Genomic DNA, 21,739 nt, shown 5'->3' with positions numbered 1-21,739 from the left:
AGTATGTTACTACCTGATAGATATTTCGTGCACTTCTCTTGATAAACAAAAAAGAGGCCAATTTTGATGGCCTCTTTTTAAGTTTATACATGCTCTTTATTTAGTCGCACCATTCTCTGAGAGTGTTTTTTCTTTTTTCTTCTCAGATTTTACTTCTCTGGTCTCTCCGGATGCGATGTTGATCTGGCGCTTCATTGTCTTCTTCTCATCCTTTGGTACGTTCACCAACAAAATACCATCCCTGAACTCGGCTGAGATCTTATCCGGGTTCACGTTATCTGGCAGATAGAAGGTCCTGCTGAAGGCGCCATACTGGGTTTCCAGCATGTGATAGCGGCGATTCTCCTCGTTCTTCTCGAGTTTGCGCTCACCGGTGATCGTTAGCCTTCCTTCCTGAAAGTCAATGGAGATATCCTCTTTCTTCACACCCGGCAAGGCAGCCTCAATCTCATAGCCGTGCTCTGTCTCACAGGCATCCACATGTGGGGTAAAACCTGAGAAGCCCCTGGAGTTGACAGACTCGTTAAAGAACCTGTCCAACATCGCGCTGAACGTATTCGGCATGTTCTCCTGCATGCCGCTGTATCTTGTAAGTGCCATTTTTACCTCCTTTTTTTAAGTCCTGAAACTCATTTTCAAAAAGAATACAGGAAAAAGCATACCAATCGAATTATCATGCAAAAACATGAAATAATGTCATTTTAAAAACATAAATACGAGGTAAAACACTGACTATTTTACAGTTACGCTTTCCTTTAGTAAGTAATACTGGCAGTGTCGGGGGTTCGGCTTAGGGTATACTTCAACTCCAGGCCCACCACCGGGGTGATGCGGTTGCGCTTAGTGGTATAGCCTTCCTCCTGCAGCTGCCCCAGCTCACTGTACACTGGCGGGATGAGCACGTAGTAGTAGTCCGTCTGGCGCATGAAGTATGGGTTGAGGCGCAGCTTCTCCGTCAGCTCATAGTTGAGGCTGAGGCGCAGGCGCGTGCGGTCGATCGTGCGTTGCTGTATGTTGCCCTCCTTCTCTTTGCCCAGGCTGGAGCGCAGCATGGCTTCGTAACGTATACTTGGGGTGATAAATGTGCTGCCCAACGGCAGGCGCTTGCCCAGCTCCGCCGACAACCGGAAGCGGCCGGACGCGTCCTGGCTCTCCTGATCCACATACTCAAATAGCAGCTGCTTGTTAAAGTATAAACCCTTCACCTGCCCGTTGTGGCGCAGGAACAACGAATAGAACATGGTTTTCGGGAAGTCCTCGGCGGCATAGCGAAGCATGGCCCCTCCCCGCCAATGATCTGATAAAGTATGCTCATAGCCCAGGCTCAGTTCCACCCGCTCAAAACTGCTCAGGATGCCGGAATCCTTCAGGTCGTTAAAATCGCTGTCGGTATTGATACGGTAGCCGTTGCGAAGAAACAGCAGTCCCTCTTCGCCCAGGCCATAACTTACCTGCAGTTCCGGCCAGATGGAGGTGGGGGCAGTCACTTTGCTCTGTGCCTGCGCCAGTACGGGCAGGAGAAGCAGCACCAGAAAGTATAGTTTTTTCATACGTGTTCATTAAGTCCTCTTGTAGGGCATCATCCCTCCAGCTCCTGCAGCGCCACCCATGCCATCAGGCCGATGCCTGTTTCCAGGGCTGCCTCCTCCACATCAAAGGTTGGCGTGTGTACGCCGGAGGTAATGCCCCGCTTCTCGTTGCGGGTGCCGAGGCGGTAGAAGCAGGCCGGTACCTGCTGGGTGTAGTAGGCAAAATCCTCGGCCCCCATCCACAGGTCCAGATCCACCACGTTCTCGGCGCCCAAGTATGCCTCTGCGGCTGCACGGGCTATCCTTGTTACCTCCGGGTCGTTTTGCAGGAAGGGATAACCGAACTTAATGTCGATGTCGCAGCTACCGCCCATACTTTCGCAGAGGCTCTCGGCCAGCTTCTTTATTTTCTGGTGTGCCTCCCGGCGCCACGCCTCGTTCATGGTCCGGAAAGTGCCCTCCAGCTTCACCTCGTTCGGGATAACGTTGGTAGCACCTTTGGCCTCCACCTTGCCAAAGGAGAGCACCGTCGGCACTTTCGGGCTGGCATGGCGGCTCACGATCTGCTGCAGCGCCACTAGCAGGTGCGCTGAGATCAGCACCGGGTCAACGTTCATCTCTGGCAAGGCTGCATGTCCTCCCTTTCCTTTTACCGTGATGTAGATCTCGTCGGCACTGGCCATGTACATACCAGACTTAAAGCCCACCTTGCCGGCAGGCAACAGCGGAAACACGTGCTGGCCGATGATACTTTCAGGGGCTGGGTTCTGCAGCACGCCTTCTTTAATCAGAATGGAAGCGCCTCCCGGAAATTTCTCCTCCCCCGGCTGGAAGATTAGCTTCACCGTCCCCTCAAATTCACTGCGCAGCTCCTGCAATATACGCGCCGTGCCCAGCACCGAGGCCGTGTGCACATCGTGGCCGCAGGCATGCATCACGCCTTCGTTCTTCGACTTATACGCCACCTCGTTCGCCTCCACTATCGGCAGGGCATCCATGTCGGCGCGCAGGGCAACGGTTTTCTTTTCGGGGTTGCGGCCTTTTATTAGGGCTACTACCCCGGTGTTGGCCATACGCTGGGCCTCTATGCCGTACTGCGCCAGCAGCTGCTCTACATAGGCGGCGGTGTTGTGCTCCTCAAACGAGAGCTCGGGGTTGGCATGGATGTGGCGGCGCACCTGCACCGTTTCCGGCGCATAGGCATTGGCAAGTTTCTTTATACTGTCTATGGATATCGGCATGGTACTTATTTCTGAAAAGCAGGCTGTTTATACATTGGCCTGGCACACAATAACTGTAAAACAAGGTAACAATTATACTTTATGGCATCAAACATAAAAAGCGTTGCAGCATTTCCGCCACAACGCTTTTAAAGCCTTTTGCCTTACGCCCCCTAGTTCTTACGGAGGTTGATCTTATCCGGCACGATCTGCGCATTCGGGATCAGGTCTGAGATTTGGTTGAGCACCTGCTGCGCCTCCACCCGGCTAAAGAAATCGCCCACTACCAGGCGGAAATTGGGTTGCTGGTACGTGAGGTAATCCTGCACATCGGGCACCCTGGAGATAATGGCCTTGCGCAGGTCCATCACCGTCTGGCGCTGCGACCCGTTGTAGGCCAGAATGCGGTAGCCCTGCGCATACTTGATGTTCTTGTTCACACTGGCCACAGTATCCATCAGCACCGCTACCTGGTCGTTGTTATGCTTTGTAGGCTCTATGCGGGCCACCGGCCCCGGCTCTGCCACCTCATACCTTGGGCGGTACTGGCTCAGGTCCTCCATCACTCGCTCTGACTTACCTGTGCCTACTTTTGCCTCGCTGCCCACGCGGCCACCACCTTTGGAGGGGGCGCAGGACGAGCCCGCCACAAGGAGCAAAACGAGCGAAAAACTAAGAATTCTATTCATGGGAAACTATTTGAATGCTGGCCGAGCAGCCTAACCTGTCGGCGCCAGCCTTTATGAATGCTTCTGCTTCTGCTTTTGTCCGTACACCGCCGGCTGCCTTTATCTTCATTTTGCTGGGCAGCACGCGGCGCATCAGCTTGATGTGCTCTACGGTAGCCCCCTTGGAGGCAAAGCCCGTGGAGGTTTTCACGAAGTCCACGCCGGCACTGGTACAGATGCTGCAGGCTTTCACGATCTCCTCCTCCGTTAGTAGGGCGGTTTCGATGATTACCTTCAGCTCTGCCTCCTTTAGGTGGCAGAACTTGGCTAAATCACTCAGCTCGTTCTCCACCTCCTTATACTTGCCCGACTTAAAGTAGGAGATGTTCATCACCACGTCTATCTCGTTGGCGCCGTCCTCTATGGCCTGGTGCGTTTCCAGGAACTTCACCTTGGGGTGCTGGTAGCCCAGCGGAAAGCCAACCACGGTGGCGATCTTAACCAGCGTGCCCACGCCCAGCCGCTCTTTGGCCTGCTGCACGTAGCAGGGCGGTACGCAAACGGCCGCGAAGCCATAGCTGCGAGCCTCGTCGCAGAGCTGCATTACCTGGTCTGCGGTAGCCTCGGGGCGCAGCAGCGTGTGGTCTATATAAGAAGCGATGTCTTCTCCTGCCATAACGTTGGATAAAAGACAAAGGACATAAGAGGAAAGTAAACTTTCTCCTACATCCTCTGCCCAGAACAAACATGAAGCAGCCACTAAGTATACTTAGTGGCTGCCGTATTCTTTTAATCTTCTATAAGTACGCAGCGGTTATTATGCAGATCGTCTTCCACACTCTTAAACTTCACGTCCTTCAGCACACGGCCATCGGTATACTGCACGCTTACGCGCTCGTTACGCCCGGCTACCTTCTGGGAGTGGGCCGGCATAATGCGCTCCGGCTCGGCTGCTGGCGCCGAAGTATGGCCAGCTTCATCCTCCAGAGAGGAATGCACCTCCTGCTTCTGCTCCTTTAGTACCGGCGGCTTAGGAGCCATCGGCGGCTTTATCGGCTGCTGCATCTGCTGTGGCGCCTGCACAGGTATAAACGCACGGAACAGGAATTCAATTGTCTGCTCGTTCACTTTTCCGATCATGCGCTTAAACAACTCAAACGACTCGAACTTGTAAATCAACAGTGGGTCTTTCTGCTCGTACACGGCGTTCTGCACACTCTGCTTCAGGTTATCCATCTCACGCAGGTGGTCGGTCCAGGCCTGGTCGATAGTGCCCAGCGTGATGATCTTCTCCATGGAACGGATCAGCTCCAAGCCATGCGTCTCGTAGGCCTTGGTCAGGTTCGCCACGGCAGCCAGCTGGCGCTTGCCATCTGTAAACGGCACGGCTATGTTCTCGATCATCGGACCGCGGTTCTGGTGGATGTCTGTGATGATCGGGTAAGCCTGTTCCCCTATTTGCTTGTTGCGGTTCAGGTAATGGTTCAGGGCCTCGTTGTACAGGCGCTCTGCCAGCTGGTTCGCCGGTGAAGACTTGAACTCTTCTTCGGTGATGGCGGACTCAATGCCGAACACGCGCAGCACGTGCAGCTGGAAATTCTCGTAATCGCTGGTGTTCTTGTAGCTCACGATCACATCCTCGCTGATGTCGTAGATCATGTTCCAGATGTCCAGCTCCAGACGCTCGCCGTACAGGGCGTTTCTGCGGCGCTTGTACACCACTTCGCGCTGGGCGTTCATCACGTCGTCATACTCCAGCAGGCGCTTACGCATGCCAAAGTTGTTTTCCTCCACTTTCTTCTGGGCACGCTCAATGGAGTTGGTGATCATCGAGTGCTGGATCACCTCGCCTTCTTCCAGGCCCATACGGTCCATCAGGCGGGCAATTCTATCAGAGCCAAACAGGCGCATTAGGTTATCCTCAAGAGACACGAAGAACTGGGAAGAGCCCGGGTCTCCCTGGCGGCCGGCACGGCCACGCAACTGGCGGTCTACGCGGCGGGACTCGTGGCGCTCCGTACCGATAATGGCCAGACCACCCGCAGCCTTAGACTCCGGCGTCAGCTTGATGTCGGTACCACGACCGGCCATGTTCGTAGCAATGGTTACCGTGCTAGGCTTACCGGCTTCGGCTACAACCTCCGCCTCTTTCTGGTGCATCTTAGCATTCAGTACCTGGTGCTTGATGTTGCGCAGCTTCAGCATGCGGCTCAGGAGCTCCGAGATCTCTACCGAAGTAGTACCTACCAGCACCGGACGGCCTTGCTCTGTGAGCTGCACTATCTCGTCGGCAACAGCGTTATACTTCTCGCGAACGGTTTTATATACCTTATCGTGCTCATCTTTTCTTGATATTGGGCGGTTGGTTGGGATCACCACCACGTCCAGTTTATAGATGTCCCAGAACTCACCCGCCTCTGTCTCGGCAGTACCCGTCATACCGGCTAGCTTGTGGTACATGCGGAAGTAGTTCTGCAGCGTAACGGTGGCGTAGGTTTGTGTGGCGTCCTCTACCTTCACGTTTTCTTTCGCCTCAATGGCTTGGTGCAGGCCATCGGAGTAGCGGCGGCCTTCCATCACACGGCCAGTCTGCTCATCCACTATCTTCACCTTGTTATCCGGCGTTACGATATACTCCGTATCCTTCTCGAACAACGTATAAGCCTTCAGCAATTGGTTGATGGTGTGGATACGCTTCGACTTCTCCTGGAAATCGGCGATCAGTTTCTCTTTGGCATGCAGCTGCTCCTCATGCGAAAGCGCGTTGTTATGCTCAATCTCGGCGATCTCCGTACCGATGTCCGGCATGATGAAGAAGTTCGGATCCTCGCCCTGGCCTGTGATCAGGTCGATGCCTTTCTCGGTGAGTTCGATCTGGTTATGCTTCTCATCGATGGTAAAGTAGAGCGGCTCGTCGGCCTCCGGCATTTGGCGTGAGTTATCCTGCAGATAGAAGTTCTCCGTTTTCTGCATGATCGCCCGGTTACCCGTCTCGCTCAGGAACTTGATCAGCGGCTTGCTCTTCGGCAGACCACGGTAGGCGCGGAACAGGGCCAGGCCACCGTCCTGCGTGTTTCCTTCTTTGATCAGGCGCTTGGCCTCTGTCAGGAAGTTCTGCACTACCTTACGCTGCGCCTCCACCAGCATAGAGATGCGTGGCTTCAGCTGGTAAAACTCGTGCTCATCGCCTCGCGGCACAGGGCCGGAAATAATCAGCGGCGTACGGGCATCATCGATCAACACGGAGTCCACTTCGTCCACCATGGCGTAGTGGTGCTTGCGCTGCACCAGGTCCTGTGGCTCGCGGGCCATGTTGTCGCGCAGGTAATCGAAGCCGAACTCGTTGTTCGTGCCGTAGGTGATGTCTGCTTTATAGGCGTTGCGACGGGCCTCTGAGTTGGGCTGGTGCTTGTCGATACAGTCGATCGTGAGGCCGTGGAACTCAAACAAGGGCGCCATCCACTCGGAGTCACGTTTGGCCAGGTAGTCGTTTACGGTTACCACATGCACGCCGCGCTTGGCCAGGGCGTTGAGGTAGGCAGGCAGCGTTGCCACCAGCGTTTTACCCTCACCTGTGGCCATCTCGGCAATCTTGCCACGGTGCAGCACGATACCGCCTATCAGCTGTACGTCGTAGTGCAGCATGTCCCAGGTAATCTCGTTGCCGGCAGCCATCCATTTATTGGCCCAAGTGGCTTTGTCTCCCTCGATCTGCACGTTTGGCTTGCGGGCCGCGATCATGTGGTCGTGGTCGGTGGCAGTTACCACCAGCTGGCCATTCTCCTTCCAGCGGCGGGCGGTTTCTTTTACAACGGCAAAACCTGTTGGCAGCACCTCCATCAGCACTACTTCCAGGTCTTTGTTGCGTTGCTTCTCCAGCTCGTCAATTTCCGAAAAGATGTTCTCCTTCTGCACAATATTAAGCTCCGTTTCTTCAGCCACCCGCTTGTGCAACGCCGCGATCTTGTCGTCGATCGCCTTCAGGCGCTCATCAATAATGCCCTTTATCTCGAAGGTCTTCTGACGGAGCTCGTCGTCTGTAAGTGTGGTTAGCTTGGCGTATTCCTCGTTAACTTTAGATACATAGGGTAGTACTTCCTTTATATCTCTGTCAGACTTGGTGCCGAATAGTTTTGCAACGGTTTTACCGAAAAAATCAAACATCTGTATATGTTGTTCTTAAATGAATTCTTCTGTTCGCAATATCGTCAAAAATAGCTGTTTTTCCGATATTTCTAATGTTCTGTACTAAAACAATACCAGAACAAACGGCACTTTGCCCTTCTGCCATATTTACCGATAAGGTATAGCGGTTTTACTATTTACTTCTTCAGGGGCTAATTCGCTATGCCATAATAGGTAACATGTGGCAGTGTGGCAGAAGTTCGTTTTGGAGCTGAGGTTATACTTTATACTTGCCAGTTTATACTTCATAGCTCCTGCTGGCGCAAGGGTCCGCTTGTGCCTTTTTATACTTTGGCTATACTTTATACTTTCATAACTTACTTCCGCTGGCGCGGGCTTGCAGCCCGTGTCTTTTTATTCGTTGGGTTTCCAACCCGACTGGCTCATAGAGCCATACTTATATACTTGCTGTTCCGGACATCCTTGTCCGGAACTCTGCCTGCTGCGGATTTCCTAGTCCGCGTAAGCCATATTTCATACTTGCTGACTTATACTTTCCTGGCCGCTGCCTCCTGCAACCTGAGCCAAGCTATCTTTGCTAACTTCCGCTGATCCTCTAGTTCCCACATACCTACCGTTTCATCTCATGCATTCTGCTCTCAAGCCCGAGAGGGCTCGTCTTCCCGCATCGCGCTGTGTTCCCTCCTGCCTCCGCTGCGCTACGGCTGCTCAACAAGTTGAGCACCGGATCTCACAAGGCGCTCAACAGAAAGACTGGGATCATATTCGATAGCCGCTGCCTCCTGCAACTGTCCCCTTGAGGACAAGTGAGAACGAGAGTTCGAAACTTGCGACCATAGGTCAATAGGGGTGTAATCGTTACCAGAACTCCCTCCCCTGTTTTTAGGGGAGGGCTGGGTGGGGTGAAAGTAGTTGGCGCCGAGGCAGCCTATAGCCCCTATGAACAACAAATAACTCCCAACCTAAAACACTTTCTGAAACTCCACTACATCCTCCCAGCCATCTAAGGTACGCAGCCATTCTTTCCGCACGCCCACTTGCTGGAAGCCGGCCTGGGTGAAGAGGTGTATACTTGGCAGGTTGGTGGCGGTAACGGAGCAGTATACCTGGTGCAGCTGCAGCTTGCTGTGGCAGTAGTCCAGCAGCAGTTGCAGCGCCTCGCGGGCATGGCCGTTGCCCCGGTGCTCTGCCATCACCACAATGCCTACGCCGGCGCGGCGGTGCAGCGGGTCAAAGTCAAATAGGTCGATGGCGCCTATGGCTTCGTTGTTGCTGTTGCAGATGACAAGGCGCAGCTGCTTTACCGTATAGATGTCGAGGGCGGCGTTTTCGAGGTAAGCCTCCAGCACGAATTTAGAGTAGGGCGTGAGCGTGTTTCCCACATGCCACACAGAGGTGTCGTTCTCCAGTGAGTACAAGAAATCCAGGTCGGCGGGCTCCAGGGCACGCAGGTAGGTTTGGTCAGCTTTCAGGAACACGGGTTTATACTTTATACTTTCACACAAGCTACACAAAAAAAAGAAAAGACTTCCAGTTTATACATCCTGAAAGTCTTATACTTTAAAACGGCTTATACTTCCCTCAGACAGTGATACTGCCGGTAAAGACTAATTTGGCCGGGCCAATAAGGTAGATATATTTAAAGCTGCCATCACCGCTTCTCTCGAAGGCCACCTGCAACTCGCCTCCCGGCACTTTTACCTTTACCGGGCTCTGCATGTCTTTTAGACCACCTGCCACCAGCGCTGCAGCTGTTACACCTGTTCCGCAGGAAAGCGTCTCGTCCTCCACGCCGCGCTCATAGGTGCGCACAAAGATCTTGTCATCGGCCAGGCGCTGTACGAAGTTGGCATTGGTGCCCACTTCCCTGAAGCGCTCGTTGTAGCGAATGGTGCGTCCTTCCTCGTACACATCCAGGTTCTCCACATCCTCTACAAATCGCACGTAATGCGGCGATCCGGTATTTAGGTAGCAATCTTCCCCGATCCTCTCCACAACTTTCACGTCGTTCATCTTCAGCTGGATGAGGTCCCGCTCCACGCTGGCCTGGTGCTCGCCGTCGGCAGCAAGGAAACAAGCCACGTCTTCTATCACGCCCAATTGCCTGGCGAACCGGACGGTGCAGCGCGCGCCGTTTCCGCACATGGAGCCCACGCGGCCATCGGCGTTGTAGTACACCATCTCGAAGTCGTAGTCCGGGTGGTCCTGCAAAAGTATAAGCCCGTCGGCACCAACACCCATGCGGCGGTCGCAGAGGTGTTTTACCAGCGCTTCGTCCTGTGCAGGAAAAGTAAGCTTCCGGTTGTCGATCATCACGAAATCGTTGCCGGTACCCTGGTATTTATAAAAGGTGATTACCATATAGCTGTAACAAATAAGTCGGTGGCTGCGTGCCTTTTTAAGGTTAAGCGGATAATGCGTAATTTTACCGCATACTGGCGCTGAGCCTGAAATAAACGACAAAGATATGTATTCCTTTCTAACAACAGAAAACTGGGCTGACTATGAGTTGGTTGATTCCGGGAATTTTGAAAAACTGGAGCGATTTGGCCAGTACTATGTGGCGCGCCCCGAGCCTCAGGCCATCTGGGACAAGCACCTGCCCGAGCAGGAGTGGCAGCGCATGGCCAATGCCGTGTTCACCCGCGACAAAGGCAGCCAGGAGAAAGGCCAGTGGAAACTGAGGAAAGGAATGCCGGAGCAGTGGTTCATCAACTACACCTATAACGACCTGAAGCTGCGTTTCCGCTTAGGTCTATCCTCGTTTAAGCACGTGGGTTTATTTCCGGAGCAAGACAGCAACTGGAAGTTTATCTATGATACTACTAAAAGGCTGAAAACGCCGCAGCCGAAGGTGCTGAACATGTTTGCCTACACCGGTGCCGCCACGCTGGCCGCCAAAGCCGCCGGGGCCGACGTAACCCACCTTGACTCAATCAAACAGGTGAACTTCTGGGCCCGCGACAACATGGAAGCCAGCAACCTGGACAACGTGCGTTGGATTGTGGAAGACGCCATGAAGTACGCCCGCCGCGAAGTAAAGCGTGGAAACACCTACAACGGCATCATCCTGGACCCGCCCAGCTACGGCCGCGGCCCGAACGGTGAGAAGTGGCAGCTGGAAGACGAGCTGAACGAGATGATTAAACTCTGCCGCGAAATGCTGGACGGCACCGACTATTTCCTGCTGATAAACCTCTACTCGATGGGCTTTTCGGCGATGGTACTGGATAACCTGATGCGCGATACATTTGGGGAGCGAGTGCAGAATGAAGAACTGGGCGAGTTATACTTGCACGACAGTGGTGACAGAAGACTGCCGTTGGGAACGTTCTTTCGATTTAGTTCGGTGGGGAGGTAGAGCAGCTTATTTGCTTTACATCAGCCTTTGCAGGTCATTAGCATGAATTAACCTTTGTGAAGGTATGAAGAGCTCAGAATTAGACAATAGACATAAGAACCACATCAATGGGAAGATTGCTCAGTTCATGGATGCATTTATCCGACAGAACAAGGTCTGGACTCCAGAGCAAATGCATGAAGCTTTTTATGAAAAGGTGGAAGGTGAAATATCTAACGACTGGTTTCTGAGAGAGCAAAATGAATTTGGACTTTGGTCTTCGGAGCCTGCTATTAAGTGGCTAAACTCTAATGATGGTAGGAAAGCAGCCATGGAGCGCTTCCAGAATAAGTATAGTAAACATAAACCAGTTGCTCATCGCAAAAGCCCATTAATAGAAAGAGTAAGATTTGGCCTGAATTGGGATGACCGGAAATACTATGACTTAAACTTCGGTCTAAAAGACGGTTACAACTTTATCAATACCAATGCTCTTGAAGATCTGAGTTCCATTCCATGGACTATTGAGCATGTAAATGGACAATTACGCACAAAGTATCACACAAATCTTGTTAAATGCCTTGATCAGTTATCAACTAGTTACCTTGAGCGACTTTTTGTAAAGCACTGGATTAAATACTATCATCATAGTCCAACCAATCCAGCTATAATACCAGAAGTCTGTAGTTTGAGACAAAAATTTTACTACTACAAGTATAGCAGCGGAATCTACACCACACTTCAAGAAATTCCTTACAACGATTCGGAAGAGAAAGTTAAACCTATCAACTTTAGATATGATTTCTTAGTAGCAAACTTTACGAGGCAGAAAATTGCCTTTATTGAGTTAGATGGCTTTGAACATCATAAAAGCCGAGAGCAACAAACTATCGACAGCATCAAGCGAAATAAAGCATCCTCTTTGGGTATTTCACTTTTAACATTCACATCCAAAAGAATCAAAGAAGATATTGATGCGGTATTTAAAGAGCTACAAGACTATTTAACCTAATAAAATCATCACTACATGACCAACCGCCTCGCACTTATCGACATGGGCACCAATACCTTTCACCTGCTGGTAACAGAGGTGGATGAACAGGGCCAGCTTACGGAGCTTTACAAAACCAAGGTGCCCGTGCGGCTGGGGCAGGGCGGCATCAGTAACGGAGCCATTACGCCCGAGGCCTCTGAGCGTGCCCTCAAAACCCTGCGCGGGTTCCGTAAAATCATAGATGAATTCGGGGCGAAAACGGTTCGGGCCATGGCCACCAGCATGGTGCGCAACGCCAGCAACGGCGACGATTTTATAAAGGACATCTTCAAGCAAACCGATATACAGGTAGAGGTGATAGACGGTGCCCGCGAGGCCGAATTGATCTACTACGGCGTGCGCTTCGCCGGCGTACTGGACGAGCAGACAGCTCTCATCATGGATATTGGCGGCGGCAGCGTGGAGTTTATACTTTGCAACCAGAACGAAATCTTCTGGAAGCAGAGCTTTGAACTGGGGGCGCAACGCCTCATGGACCAGTTCTTCACCGCTGATCCGATCCCTGCCGAAAGTATAGCCGCCGAAAAAGCGTACCTGGACGAGCGTCTGCAGTCCCTTACCGAGGCCGTGGCTAAGTATAAACCCACTATCCTGGTAGGCTCCTCCGGTACCTTCGACACACTCTGCGATATGGATGCCCTTCGCAAAAGCGACACTTCGCGCCAGCAAAGTATCCCCGCCGCCGCTGCACTGGCTGTAGAAGATTATTATACCATTCACCACGACCTGCTCCGCAAAAACCACGACGAGCGCCTTGCCATTCCCGGCATGCTGGAAATGCGCGTAGACATGATCGTGCTGGCAAGTATAGCCGTGGATTTCGTGCTGCAGAAGTATAAGCTGCAGGAAATTAGAGTATCATCCTATGCGCTGAAAGAGGGCGTGCTGTACGAGATGCTGCAGAAGTAGCGTTTTCTTTTGTCTGCTTCAGGATTTGCAGATCGTATCCTGAAGACCTCGCAGCGTGCGCAGCTCCTAGGAGTGGCTGCCTGCATTAGGTCCAACCTATATCACCCCACCGCCGGAAAGAGTTCGGGATTCTAGTCTTTTCTAAGGAGGGGAGTTCGTAATAGCTTTGGCTGAAGTATAAGTTTCATAGTTGTTATACTTGTTGCTATACTTTGCTGTCATCCTGAAAGGAACTTGTGGGAAGGGAGGTGAGGCTCAGAGCTTCGAAATCCAACCACCCCTACCCCTCCTTGTCCAAGGAGGGGAGCCTGCTGTTACTCATGCCTAAGTATTTCTACAGCCTTCACGCGGACAGGTCGCGACCTGTCCCTACAAAGGATTAACCCACTACTTCAGAGAAGGGAATTCCGTGCTTGTTATACTTCCTTGTCATCTCGAGCAGCGCGAGAGATCTAAACAGAATTCTAAAGAGATCTCTCATTCCATTCGAGATGACAGAAAAGGCAGCGGCTATCGAAAACTGATCCCAGTCCTTGGGTTGAGCGCCTTGTAGATTCCCGGTTTCGCTTCAGCGAAATTGCGGAGACCGCAGGTCAAGCAAAGGAAATGTACACCGCGCGATGCCAAAGCACGAGCCCACCCGGGCTGGAGAGCACCAAAGTATACTATGAAACGAGCAGGTTGTAAAGCCGTGGATGAGCAGCAGCTAGCAAGTATAGCTTGCTTCCAGTTGCGGGAAGCAGCGGCTAAGAGAAGGTACAAGCGAATGCTAGCGCTAGAAAAGTATAGCTTGCTGCAAATTGCAAAAAATAGCCCCGGAAATATAAACTCCCTGGGCTACTGAACTTTTACCCTTTCCCCAGCCGCTTCCGCTCCTTCTCATATGCTTTCTTCAGCTGCTTCAGCCCCCGGTTGTTCTGGCTATACTTTACGGACTGTACTTTAGCATCCAGCAACTGCCCCTGCTGCACATCTTTCAGCGCCAGTTGCTGGCCCAGTTGCTGCTGCACTTGCTTGGTTTTGCCTTTACGGTAGCCTTTCTCCAGCAACATCGACAGCAGTTGTATCGACACCTGCTCCTCCCCTTGGTTAGCGAAATAACCTGCCACAGCCGCTGTAAAAGGCTGGTTGGGGTGATCTTTGCCAAAGTTGAAGAGCGAGATGTGGTCCAGCCCGAACCTGTTTACCTGCTGCGCCAGGTAGTATATTCTTGCCTCATCATACTTCAGAATTGCTTCGTTATACTTGTTCCTGCTGATCAGGCGGTTGGCCTCCTCCAACTTGCGCTGGTAGTTAGCGGCTACGGCAATGGCTGCCTTCCCATCCTTTGCGGTGAAGGAAGCAATACCACATTCCGACATTCCCGCTGCCGCCCCGATTGCCGCCTCATAAGCCTGGTCGGCGGCAATGAACTTCTTCTCCCGCACCAGCGCCTGCGCGTTCTGGAAGTGCTTGTCGTACGTAGCCTGCGTGTTGATGCATTCCTGGGTAAAGATGCGCTCGCGCAGCAGTTTATACTTGCTGGCCACCTCCGCATCCTGCACCAGCGCAAAGCGCTCCTGCATAGCGGTGGCATCGGCGGCGGTCTGGCGGGCATTGCTTAGCCTGTTCTGCATGGCCTGCTCATAGCCCTCCCCCAACATGGCCAGCAGCACCGGCTTGGCCGCCCTTTGCGACAGCAACCGCAGTTCCTGCACCGGCCTGAACGTATACTGCTGTTCCAGCGTCAGTGCCTCTTCAAACTGCCCCAGGGCCGCCCGATGGTTCTGCTGCGCCAGGTAGCGCTTGCCCTCATCTATAAAACTAAGGTAACACTGGAACTTCACCTGGTTCAGCAGGTCGCCGGCCTCAGTGGCGTTGTGCAGCACGTAATCATACTCCCGCTGGAAAACCAGCGCCTCCTGTGCCACCCGCTCCGCCTCCTGCAAATCGTTGCGTGCCAGCAGACGCCTGCCGTTATCCACCATACTTCTGTATACGCCGCTGGCTGCACGGGCCTCTCCGTCATTCAGGGCCTGCATGCTGCAACGCAGACCGCCAATGGTGCTGCACAGGTCGCGCGCTTCGGCGTAAGCTTCCAGTGCATTGTGGTACTCACCCCGAGTGGTAAGGCGGTTTCCTTCGATGATGTGAGCGGCATAGATGTCATGGGCCAACGTGAGCGCCATTTGCTCTGTCTGCGGGTCCACGCGCATGCGGGTGAGTACGTCGCGGGTGCGGTTGGTAGCCTCTCGGATGTAACCGTTGTGCAAGTCGATGCGGGCAAGCTGCACGTGCGCCGGGGCAAAGTTCGGGTTGGCCTCCACCGACTTGGCAAAGTAGGTCTGCGCCACCGAGCCATTGCCATTGTTCAGCAGGCTCACACCCCGGTTGTAGAAATGCTCATGGATGGTGGCTAACGTATAGTTAACAGCCTTGCGGCGCTCCCCCAGCACCTGCCCAAGCTGCTCCATTTTATACTTCAGGCGCTGCGGGTCCTGCTGTTTCAGGTTAAGCTTTTCGGTGTAGTTCTCTTTTTTCAGGAGCTCATACTGCTTCTCCAGCTCGTGCAGTTTGCGGTCGTGCAGGGGCAGGCGGTCAATATCATCCGGAAGTATAAGCGCCACCTCCTTCAGGGCCTGCAGCACGTTGGCATCGGCGGCAAAATACGCCCGCACCAGGTTCAGTTGCTCCCGCAGTTGCTGCACATCCACGGCCGTGTACTCCACCTGCTCCTCTACCACCTGCAGTTTATAGTTCTGGTGGGCAGCGGTATCAGGCAGCTGCTCCTGCAGCAGCGCCACGCCGTTTGGCTTCAGCGCCACGGTCCGGTCGTATACCTGCACTACCTCGTTCTTGGCATTCAGCAGTTGTACCTTGGCCTTATACTTATCCGGCAGCAAGGCATCGCCCAAATCAAAGCCTTTGTAGTCGGTGCTGCCGCTTACCTGTACTTTTGCCACCTGCACCTTTAGCTGCAGCTTGTCGCCGGCATCCGCCACCTGTGCCTGCTGCTCAAAGCGGAGCGTGAACTCTGGCGTGCGGGGCGGCCTGCCGCTACGGGTGGTCACCTGGTTTTCTTTAAGTATATTGATGATGCTGTTGAGCTGGGCCTGACTGGCGCCGGAGCCGGTTCCATACTTCAGCAGGTAGGCCTCGGCTGTCTTCTCCTCGAACAGCAGCTTGTGCTGCGCCTGGGCAGTAAAGGCCGCGAGGGCAGCGGTGAAAAGTAGTAGTGCTTTTTTCATAGTATAAGGGGCTAACTTTCTGAGGCAAAGGCAAAGCCTGTTCCAGTTTTGCAAAATCAGCCCGAAAAGTATAGAAAAAAAGTAATATAGCTGGTGAAGAGGCCATAAATTATAGTTTTAGTCGTTCGAGGAGAAGGGAACAAAGTATAAGCTAAGGCATTGGCCTGATAATTTCTTAATTTGCCGCCCTTAACAGAAGACGCTCTCATGTACCCATACCGACAACTTTTCGATTTTACGCAGGAGGTGTTCCTGCACATGGGCTGCCCGGCGGACGATGCCCGTCTGGCTGCCGAAGTACTGCTTTCCGCCGACCTGCGCGGCGTAGACTCCCATGGCGTAGCCCGCCTGAGCGGCTATGTGAGGCTGTGGGAGGCTGGCCGCATCAACCCGAAACCAAACATCCGCGTGGTGCACGAAACACCCAGCACCGCCACTGTGGATGGTGACGCAGGCCTTGGCCTGGTAGTGGCGCCGCGCGCCATGGAGATCGCCAAAAAGAAGGCGGAGCAGGCCGGCACCGGCTGGGTGTCGGTAAAAAACTCCAACCACTTCGGCATTGCCGGCTACCATGCCATGATGGCCCTGCAGAGTGATATGATTGGCATTGCCATGACTAACGCCTCGCCGCTGGTGGCCCCTACCTTCTCCACAGACCGCATGCTGGGCACCAATCCGATTGCCGTAGCCGTGCCCGCCAACCGCCAGCCACCTTTTGTTGCCGACCTTGCCACAGCTGCCGCAGCCAACGGCAAACTGGAGATCCTGCAGCGCAAGGAGAAAAAAGCCCCTACAGGCTGGATCCAGACAAAGGAAGGGAACGAATCTACAAATCCCAACGAACTAAAGGACGGCGGCGCGCTGCTTCCCCTCGGCTCAGACCGCGACCATGGCAGCCACAAGGGGTATGCTCTGGCCGCTGTGGTAGATATCTTGTCGGCGGTGCTTTCCGGTGCCAATTACGGACCGTGGGTGCCGCCGTTTGTGGCCTTCCTGCCGGTGGCAGACAACCTGCCCGGCGAAGGAATCGGCCACTTCTTAGGAGCCATGCGCGTGGATGCTTTTCGCCCGGCCGATGAGTTCAAGCAGCACATGGACAACTGGATCGAAGCCTTCCGGAGCGCAAACGTGGTTCCGGGCGAGAGTGCCGTCTTGATTCCGGGCGACCCGGAGCGGGTAACGGAAGAGATACGCATGATTCAGGGTATTCCGCTGCTGACACCCGTGGAGCGCGACCTGGAGTCGCTGGGCCAGCGCTTCGGAATTAAACTGTAAGGATAAAATATGGCAGCGGGAGAAGGCACAGCAGCGGCAAAGTTTTTCAGAAGTATAGGCTTAGTGTCAGGGCGGCGCAGCATCCTGATGCTGGTCGTGTCGTGGACGCTGAACTTGTTCTGGCTGGGCCTGAACTACTTCTGGCGCATCGCCTCCGTGGAGGTGCTGCTGGCCATACCTGCTCTGCTGCTGCTCTACGCCCTGCTGGCCCTTATCGGCTACATCTACTGGGGTGTGCGGGAAGTGCAGGAACAGGATGCGCCCTACGCCAACGTGATGGTCGGGGTGATTGTGGCCATTACGCTGCTATACTTTAACTTCAGCCTGCTGCAGTTTGTGCTCCAAGCCATAGCACAATAACCAGAGCCATTGCCTGGTTTAGGCTGAGCTGGCTTCCACTGCTTCGGCACCTCATCAGGTAAAGGGAGCATCCAAAGCTGAAGTACCGTCTATCATACTTATAAGTATAAAAGAGAAGCGCTGGCTAAAGTATAGCCAGCGCTTCTCTTTTATACTTTGCGCAGCTCCGGGCTTGTATCTTCCCAGGCTGCTTTATACTTCTACTCGATCTTCTTACCGGCCATGGCCTGCTTGATAGAGATCTGCATCACGCGCTCGGCAAACGGGCTGGTCTGTTCCTCCAGCCTGTCGATGGCTGCGTAAATGGCATCTTTATCGCCCCCGGCTGCCAATACTTCGCGCAGCTTCTGCAGGTTCTCGCGCGTCAGGTTGATCTCCTCCTCCGTCAGGTGCTGGCCGTTCTTCTCCACAAATCGCTCTACCTGGTAGAGCATCTGCTCAGCCGTGGTGCGCGCCTCAATTTGCATACGGGTGGCCACGTCGTCCTTGGCGTGGGTGATGGAGTCCATCAGCATCTGCTCCACCTGCTGGTCGGTCAGGCCATACTGCGGCTTCACCTCCACCTCCTGGCGCACGCCCGAGCGCAGCTCCACGGCCTCTACTTTAAGGATGCCATCAGCATTCAGTATAAAGTTTACGTCCACCTTCGGGAAGCCGGCCGGCATGGCAGGTATGCCCTTCAGGTCGAACTCAGCCAGCTTGCGGTTCTCTTTCACCACATCGCGCTCGCCTTGGTAAACCGAGATCTTCATGTTCACCTGGCCGTCCACCGAGGTGGTATACTGGCGTCCGGCTTTGGTCGGTATTTTAGAGTTTCGGGGGATAATCGGGTCCATCAGGCCGCCCATGGTTTCGATGCCCAGCGTGAGCGGGGTTACGTCCAGCAGCAGGATGTCCTTACGGTTGCCCGCCAGGATGTCGGCTTGGATCGCTGCGCCCAGGGCCACTACCTCATCCGGGTTCAGCTGGTTGTTGGCTGGCTTACCAAAGAACGCTGACACTGCCTCGTATACCATCGGCACACGCGTGGAACCGCCTACCATGATCACCGCATCGATCTGCTCCGGCTGCAGCTTGGCATCGGCCATGGCCTGCTTACAGCTCTCAATGGTGCGGGCAACAGTTGGCGCGATCAGCGTCTCAAAGGTATGGCGTTCGATGTGGCAATCTATAGCTCCGTTTATGGTTCCGGTGTAGACTGGCTGGGAACTGAGGGTTCTCTTAGCTTCTTCGGCTCGGAGTCGTAACTCCTGCTGCAAGTTTTTATCTTCGTTTATCGTATCCGCGATCAGCTGGTTTTCCTGAATCCAGTGGTTGATGATGGCACGGTCGAAGTCATCGCCGCCCAGGTAGGTATCGCCGTGCGTGGAGAGCACTTCGAAAATGCCTTGGTGGATGCTCAGGATAGAGATATCAAACGTACCGCCCCCTAGATCATACACGGCCACGGTTTTCTCCTCGCTTGGGTCGATGCCGATGCCATAGGCCAGCGCCGCTGCGGTGGGCTCATTTACGATGCGCAGCACCTCCAGCCCGGCCAGCTTTCCGGCATCACGGGTAGCCTGGCGCTGAGAGTCGTTAAAGTAGGCCGGCACCGTGATCACCGCACGGTTCACCGGGGTTTTCAGGGAATGCTCGGCCCGCTCGCGCAGTTCTTTCAATATCTCCGCCGACAGATCAATTGGGGAGTGAAAGGTGTCCTGCACCCGTATCTTCACCAGGCCCTCTGAATCATCGTCGATGATTTTGTAGCCGAAGTAATCCTTGTGCTCGCCCAGGTCTTTGTACGACTTGCCCAGCAGGCGCTTTACGGAGTAGAAAGTATTCGCCGGGTCAGTGGTCAGGTACTCCTTCGCCTCGGTGCCCACAATCGTATCGCCCTGCTGCGTAAAGTGCACCACCGACGGCACAATCGTGCCACGGCCCTGGTCGTTGATCGCGATCGGCTTTTTATCTTCAGGATGGATGTAGGCCACCAAGCTGTTGGTCGTTCCTAAATCTATACCTACTATTACCTCTTCCTGCTGAAGAGCTCCGGTAGAAAGGTTTATTGCAACTTTTGCCATAGTATCTATATTTACGTGAGCCCGCCGCCATTTGGCAGCAGCGCTATACTACAAAGTTACAAATTATTTGGGGAGGGATTTGTTTTGAGAAGGGGGAGGTTAATTCGGTTTATACCTGAAGTATAAAATTTATACTTAGCGCTTCCGGCACCAATGCTCTTCAGCATAGCCGCTATGGAAGCTGAGGCGCCCGGCGGTCGCCTGCGCCATACAAAGGGGCTGGATGTACGTTAGAGCAGCGCTGCCTGCTTTTAACTATACTTCCTACTCCGCCTTCGGCACAATAATGAACACGTCTTCGTTGGGGCGCTTCATCAGGTATTTTTCACGGGCGAATTTCTCCAGCAACGCCGGGTTGCCCATCAACTCTTTGCGGTCTTTCTCCACCTCCGCCATCTTCTCCAGGTAATGCTCCTTGTCACGCTCCAGTTCGCTCAGTTGGCGGCGCATCTGGTACTGGGTCACAAAATCGTTGGAGTCGAAGAACAGCATCCATACGACAAACAGAAAGGAAACAATGAGATAGAAGTTCCTGAATATTTTGGGGATGCGCTGTATCATAACATTGGGCTAAGGTGTGCATACAAAAATAAGGCTGTGAGTCTTATAACCCACAGCCTTACAAAATATATTTTCTAAAAATGGTATTTTAGAACTTCCTGCCAGGGAAGTATGCCACCTCACCAAGTTCCTCCTCTATGCGAAGCAACTGGTTATACTTGGCCATACGGTCTGAACGGGAAGCCGAGCCAGTCTTGATCTGACCTGTGTTCAGGGCAACAGCCAGGTCGGCAATGGTGTTATCCTCTGTCTCGCCTGAACGGTGGCTCATCACGCTCTTATAGCCGTGGCGCATGCCCAGGTTAATGGCGTTGATGGTTTCGGTCAGCGTTCCGATCTGGTTCACCTTGATCAGGATAGAGTTAGCCACGCCCTCATCAATTCCTCGCTGCAGACGCTCCACGTTCGTTACGAACAGGTCGTCGCCTACCAGCTGGCACTTGCTGCCAACTTTATCAGTCAGTTCTTTCCAGCCTGCCCAATCGTCTTCAGCCATACCGTCCTCAATCGAGATGATCGGGTACTTGTTCACCCACTCGGCCCAGTAGCTCACCATGTCAGAAGAAGACAGTTTATCACCCGTGGACTTCTTGAAGTGGTATTGGCCCGAAGAGGCATCATAGAACTCAGAGCTGGCCGCATCCATAGCGATCATAAAGTCGTCGCCAGGCTTGTAGCCGGCGGCCTCGATCGCCTGCAGCACCACCTCAATGGCCTCCACGTTAGAAGCGATGTTCGGCGCGAAACCTCCCTCATCCCCCACGTTCGTAGACAGACCTTTTTTCTTCAGTACGTTCTTCAGGTGATGGAACACCTCGGAGCCCATACGCAGCGCCTCGGAGAAAGAAGGAGCACCTACCGGCATGATCATGAACTCCTGGAAATCGATGGCGTTATCCGCATGGCTACCGCCGTTGAGGATGTTCATCATCGGCACAGGCAGGGTATTGGCATTCACACCACCCACGTAGCGGTACAGTGGCAGGTTCAGTTCCTGCGCAGCCGCGCGTGCAATAGCCAGCGACACGCCCAGTATGGCATTGGCGCCCAGGTTACCTTTGTTCGGCGTACCGTCCAACTCGATCATGATCTTGTCGAGCAGGTTCTGGTCAAACACCTGGAATCCCACCAGTTCCTCGGCTATCTTGTCGTTCACGTTCTTTACGGCCTGCAGCACACCTTTGCCCATGTACTTGCCCTTGTCTCCATCGCGAAGCTCTACAGCCTCGTGTATGCCTGTAGAGGCGCCAGATGGTACAGCAGCGCGGCCCATAATGCCTGTCTCAGTCATTACATCAACCTCCACCGTGGGGTTACCACGCGAATCGAAGATTTGTCTGGCTTTAATGTCAGTGATTAAGCTCATTCGTTTTGTTTTTTACTA

17 protein-coding genes are annotated in these 21,739 nt (G+C 53.6%); 5 read left to right on the top strand and 12 right to left on the bottom strand.

Annotated features, from left to right (window positions below):
* Positions 1-96: 96 nt before the first annotated feature.
* The 8 genes from OH144_RS20110 to dapF form a co-directional block, all read right to left on the bottom strand.
* Positions 97-600 carry an Hsp20/alpha crystallin family protein gene (locus OH144_RS20110; protein ID WP_266204039.1) on the bottom strand — a complete coding sequence of 168 codons (504 nt, stop codon included), beginning with the start codon at positions 598-600 and terminating at the stop codon, positions 97-99.
* A gap of 155 nt (positions 601-755) precedes the next feature.
* Positions 756-1,550, bottom strand: a complete 795-nt coding sequence (locus OH144_RS20105; protein WP_266204038.1) for a DUF2490 domain-containing protein — start codon at positions 1,548-1,550, stop codon at positions 756-758.
* A gap of 29 nt (positions 1,551-1,579) precedes the next feature.
* Positions 1,580-2,770: a M20 metallopeptidase family protein gene (locus OH144_RS20100; protein WP_266204037.1), complete on the bottom strand. Its 1,191-nt coding sequence runs from the start codon at positions 2,768-2,770 to the stop codon at positions 1,580-1,582.
* A gap of 152 nt (positions 2,771-2,922) precedes the next feature.
* Positions 2,923-3,438, bottom strand: coding sequence for a sporulation protein (locus OH144_RS20095; protein WP_266204036.1), 516 nt, complete (start codon positions 3,436-3,438; stop codon positions 2,923-2,925).
* Positions 3,431-4,093, bottom strand: coding sequence for a deoxyribose-phosphate aldolase (gene deoC / locus OH144_RS20090; RefSeq protein WP_266204035.1), 663 nt, complete (start codon positions 4,091-4,093; stop codon positions 3,431-3,433). Before deoC ends, OH144_RS20095 begins: the two co-directional genes overlap by 8 nt.
* Before the next feature lie 113 nt (positions 4,094-4,206).
* Positions 4,207-7,581 (bottom strand): preprotein translocase subunit SecA, encoded by a 3,375-nt coding sequence (gene secA / locus OH144_RS20085; RefSeq protein WP_266204034.1) that lies wholly within the window; start codon positions 7,579-7,581, stop codon positions 4,207-4,209.
* A 944-nt stretch (positions 7,582-8,525) separates the two neighbouring features.
* Positions 8,526-9,041 (bottom strand): GNAT family N-acetyltransferase, encoded by a 516-nt coding sequence (locus OH144_RS20080; protein ID WP_266204033.1) that lies wholly within the window; start codon positions 9,039-9,041, stop codon positions 8,526-8,528.
* Between the two features lie 103 nt (positions 9,042-9,144).
* Entirely contained in the window at positions 9,145-9,924 is a 780-nt protein-coding gene (gene dapF / locus OH144_RS20075) for a diaminopimelate epimerase (protein ID WP_266204032.1), read from the bottom strand.
* Positions 9,925-10,030: 106 nt separating this feature from the next.
* Here dapF and OH144_RS20070 point away from each other — a divergent pair, with 106 nt between their 5' ends.
* From OH144_RS20070 to OH144_RS20060, 3 genes are all read left to right on the top strand, one after another.
* Entirely contained in the window at positions 10,031-10,924 is an 894-nt protein-coding gene (locus OH144_RS20070) for a class I SAM-dependent methyltransferase (protein ID WP_266204031.1), read from the top strand.
* A gap of 64 nt (positions 10,925-10,988) precedes the next feature.
* Entirely contained in the window at positions 10,989-11,915 is a 927-nt protein-coding gene (locus OH144_RS20065) for a PDDEXK family nuclease (RefSeq protein ID WP_266204030.1), read from the top strand.
* Positions 11,916-11,930: 15 nt separating this feature from the next.
* Entirely contained in the window at positions 11,931-12,866 is a 936-nt protein-coding gene (locus OH144_RS20060) for a Ppx/GppA phosphatase family protein (RefSeq protein WP_266204029.1), read from the top strand.
* A gap of 848 nt (positions 12,867-13,714) precedes the next feature.
* Here OH144_RS20060 and OH144_RS20055 read toward each other — a convergent pair.
* Complete coding sequence (locus OH144_RS20055; RefSeq protein WP_266204028.1) at positions 13,715-16,093, bottom strand: tetratricopeptide repeat protein; 2,379 nt, start codon at positions 16,091-16,093, stop codon at positions 13,715-13,717.
* 207 nt (positions 16,094-16,300) lie between these two features.
* Between OH144_RS20055 and OH144_RS20050 the strand changes: the two genes are divergently transcribed.
* Positions 16,301-17,368, top strand: coding sequence for an Ldh family oxidoreductase (locus tag OH144_RS20050; protein ID WP_266204027.1), 1,068 nt, complete (start codon positions 16,301-16,303; stop codon positions 17,366-17,368).
* A gap of 9 nt (positions 17,369-17,377) precedes the next feature.
* Positions 17,378-17,728: a hypothetical protein gene (locus OH144_RS20045; protein ID WP_266204026.1), complete on the top strand. Its 351-nt coding sequence runs from the start codon at positions 17,378-17,380 to the stop codon at positions 17,726-17,728.
* A gap of 200 nt (positions 17,729-17,928) precedes the next feature.
* Here OH144_RS20045 and hscA read toward each other — a convergent pair whose 3' ends face one another.
* From hscA to eno, 3 genes are all read right to left on the bottom strand, one after another.
* Positions 17,929-19,794 carry a Fe-S protein assembly chaperone HscA gene (hscA, locus tag OH144_RS20040; RefSeq protein WP_266204025.1) on the bottom strand — a complete coding sequence of 622 codons (1,866 nt, stop codon included), beginning with the start codon at positions 19,792-19,794 and terminating at the stop codon, positions 17,929-17,931.
* Between the two features lie 264 nt (positions 19,795-20,058).
* Complete coding sequence (locus tag OH144_RS20035) at positions 20,059-20,355, bottom strand: FtsB family cell division protein (protein WP_266204024.1); 297 nt, start codon at positions 20,353-20,355, stop codon at positions 20,059-20,061.
* Between the two features lie 88 nt (positions 20,356-20,443).
* Positions 20,444-21,721: a phosphopyruvate hydratase gene (gene eno, locus OH144_RS20030; protein WP_266204023.1), complete on the bottom strand. Its 1,278-nt coding sequence runs from the start codon at positions 21,719-21,721 to the stop codon at positions 20,444-20,446.
* Between the last annotated feature and the right edge of the window lie 18 nt (positions 21,722-21,739).

It is taken from the genome of Pontibacter kalidii (assembly GCF_026278245.1).
Lineage (GTDB): Bacteria > Bacteroidota > Bacteroidia > Cytophagales > Hymenobacteraceae > Pontibacter > Pontibacter kalidii.
This window is presented reverse-complemented; position numbering and strand designations above follow the sequence as displayed.

What these genes read in the sequence shown, in the direction of transcription:
- OH144_RS20035 (WP_266204024.1), bottom strand. Translation starts at nt 20,355, where the DNA reads ATGATACAGCGCATCCCCAAAATATTCAGGAACTTCTATCTCATTGTT.
- OH144_RS20110 (WP_266204039.1), bottom strand. Translation starts at nt 600, where the DNA reads ATGGCACTTACAAGATACAGCGGCATGCAGGAGAACATGCCGAATACG.
- deoC (WP_266204035.1), bottom strand. Translation starts at nt 4,093, where the DNA reads ATGGCAGGAGAAGACATCGCTTCTTATATAGACCACACGCTGCTGCGC.
- OH144_RS20070 (WP_266204031.1), top strand. Translation starts at nt 10,031, where the DNA reads ATGTATTCCTTTCTAACAACAGAAAACTGGGCTGACTATGAGTTGGTT.
- OH144_RS20105 (WP_266204038.1), bottom strand. Translation starts at nt 1,550, where the DNA reads ATGAAAAAACTATACTTTCTGGTGCTGCTTCTCCTGCCCGTACTGGCG.
- OH144_RS20095 (WP_266204036.1), bottom strand. Translation starts at nt 3,438, where the DNA reads ATGAATAGAATTCTTAGTTTTTCGCTCGTTTTGCTCCTTGTGGCGGGC.
- OH144_RS20045 (WP_266204026.1), top strand. Translation starts at nt 17,378, where the DNA reads ATGGCAGCGGGAGAAGGCACAGCAGCGGCAAAGTTTTTCAGAAGTATA.
- OH144_RS20100 (WP_266204037.1), bottom strand. Translation starts at nt 2,770, where the DNA reads ATGCCGATATCCATAGACAGTATAAAGAAACTTGCCAATGCCTATGCG.
- OH144_RS20055 (WP_266204028.1), bottom strand. Translation starts at nt 16,093, where the DNA reads ATGAAAAAAGCACTACTACTTTTCACCGCTGCCCTCGCGGCCTTTACT.
- dapF (WP_266204032.1), bottom strand. Translation starts at nt 9,924, where the DNA reads ATGGTAATCACCTTTTATAAATACCAGGGTACCGGCAACGATTTCGTG.
- secA (WP_266204034.1), bottom strand. Translation starts at nt 7,581, where the DNA reads ATGTTTGATTTTTTCGGTAAAACCGTTGCAAAACTATTCGGCACCAAG.
- OH144_RS20060 (WP_266204029.1), top strand. Translation starts at nt 11,931, where the DNA reads ATGACCAACCGCCTCGCACTTATCGACATGGGCACCAATACCTTTCAC.
- eno (WP_266204023.1), bottom strand. Translation starts at nt 21,721, where the DNA reads ATGAGCTTAATCACTGACATTAAAGCCAGACAAATCTTCGATTCGCGT.
- OH144_RS20050 (WP_266204027.1), top strand. Translation starts at nt 16,301, where the DNA reads ATGTACCCATACCGACAACTTTTCGATTTTACGCAGGAGGTGTTCCTG.
- OH144_RS20065 (WP_266204030.1), top strand. Translation starts at nt 10,989, where the DNA reads ATGAAGAGCTCAGAATTAGACAATAGACATAAGAACCACATCAATGGG.
- hscA (WP_266204025.1), bottom strand. Translation starts at nt 19,794, where the DNA reads ATGGCAAAAGTTGCAATAAACCTTTCTACCGGAGCTCTTCAGCAGGAA.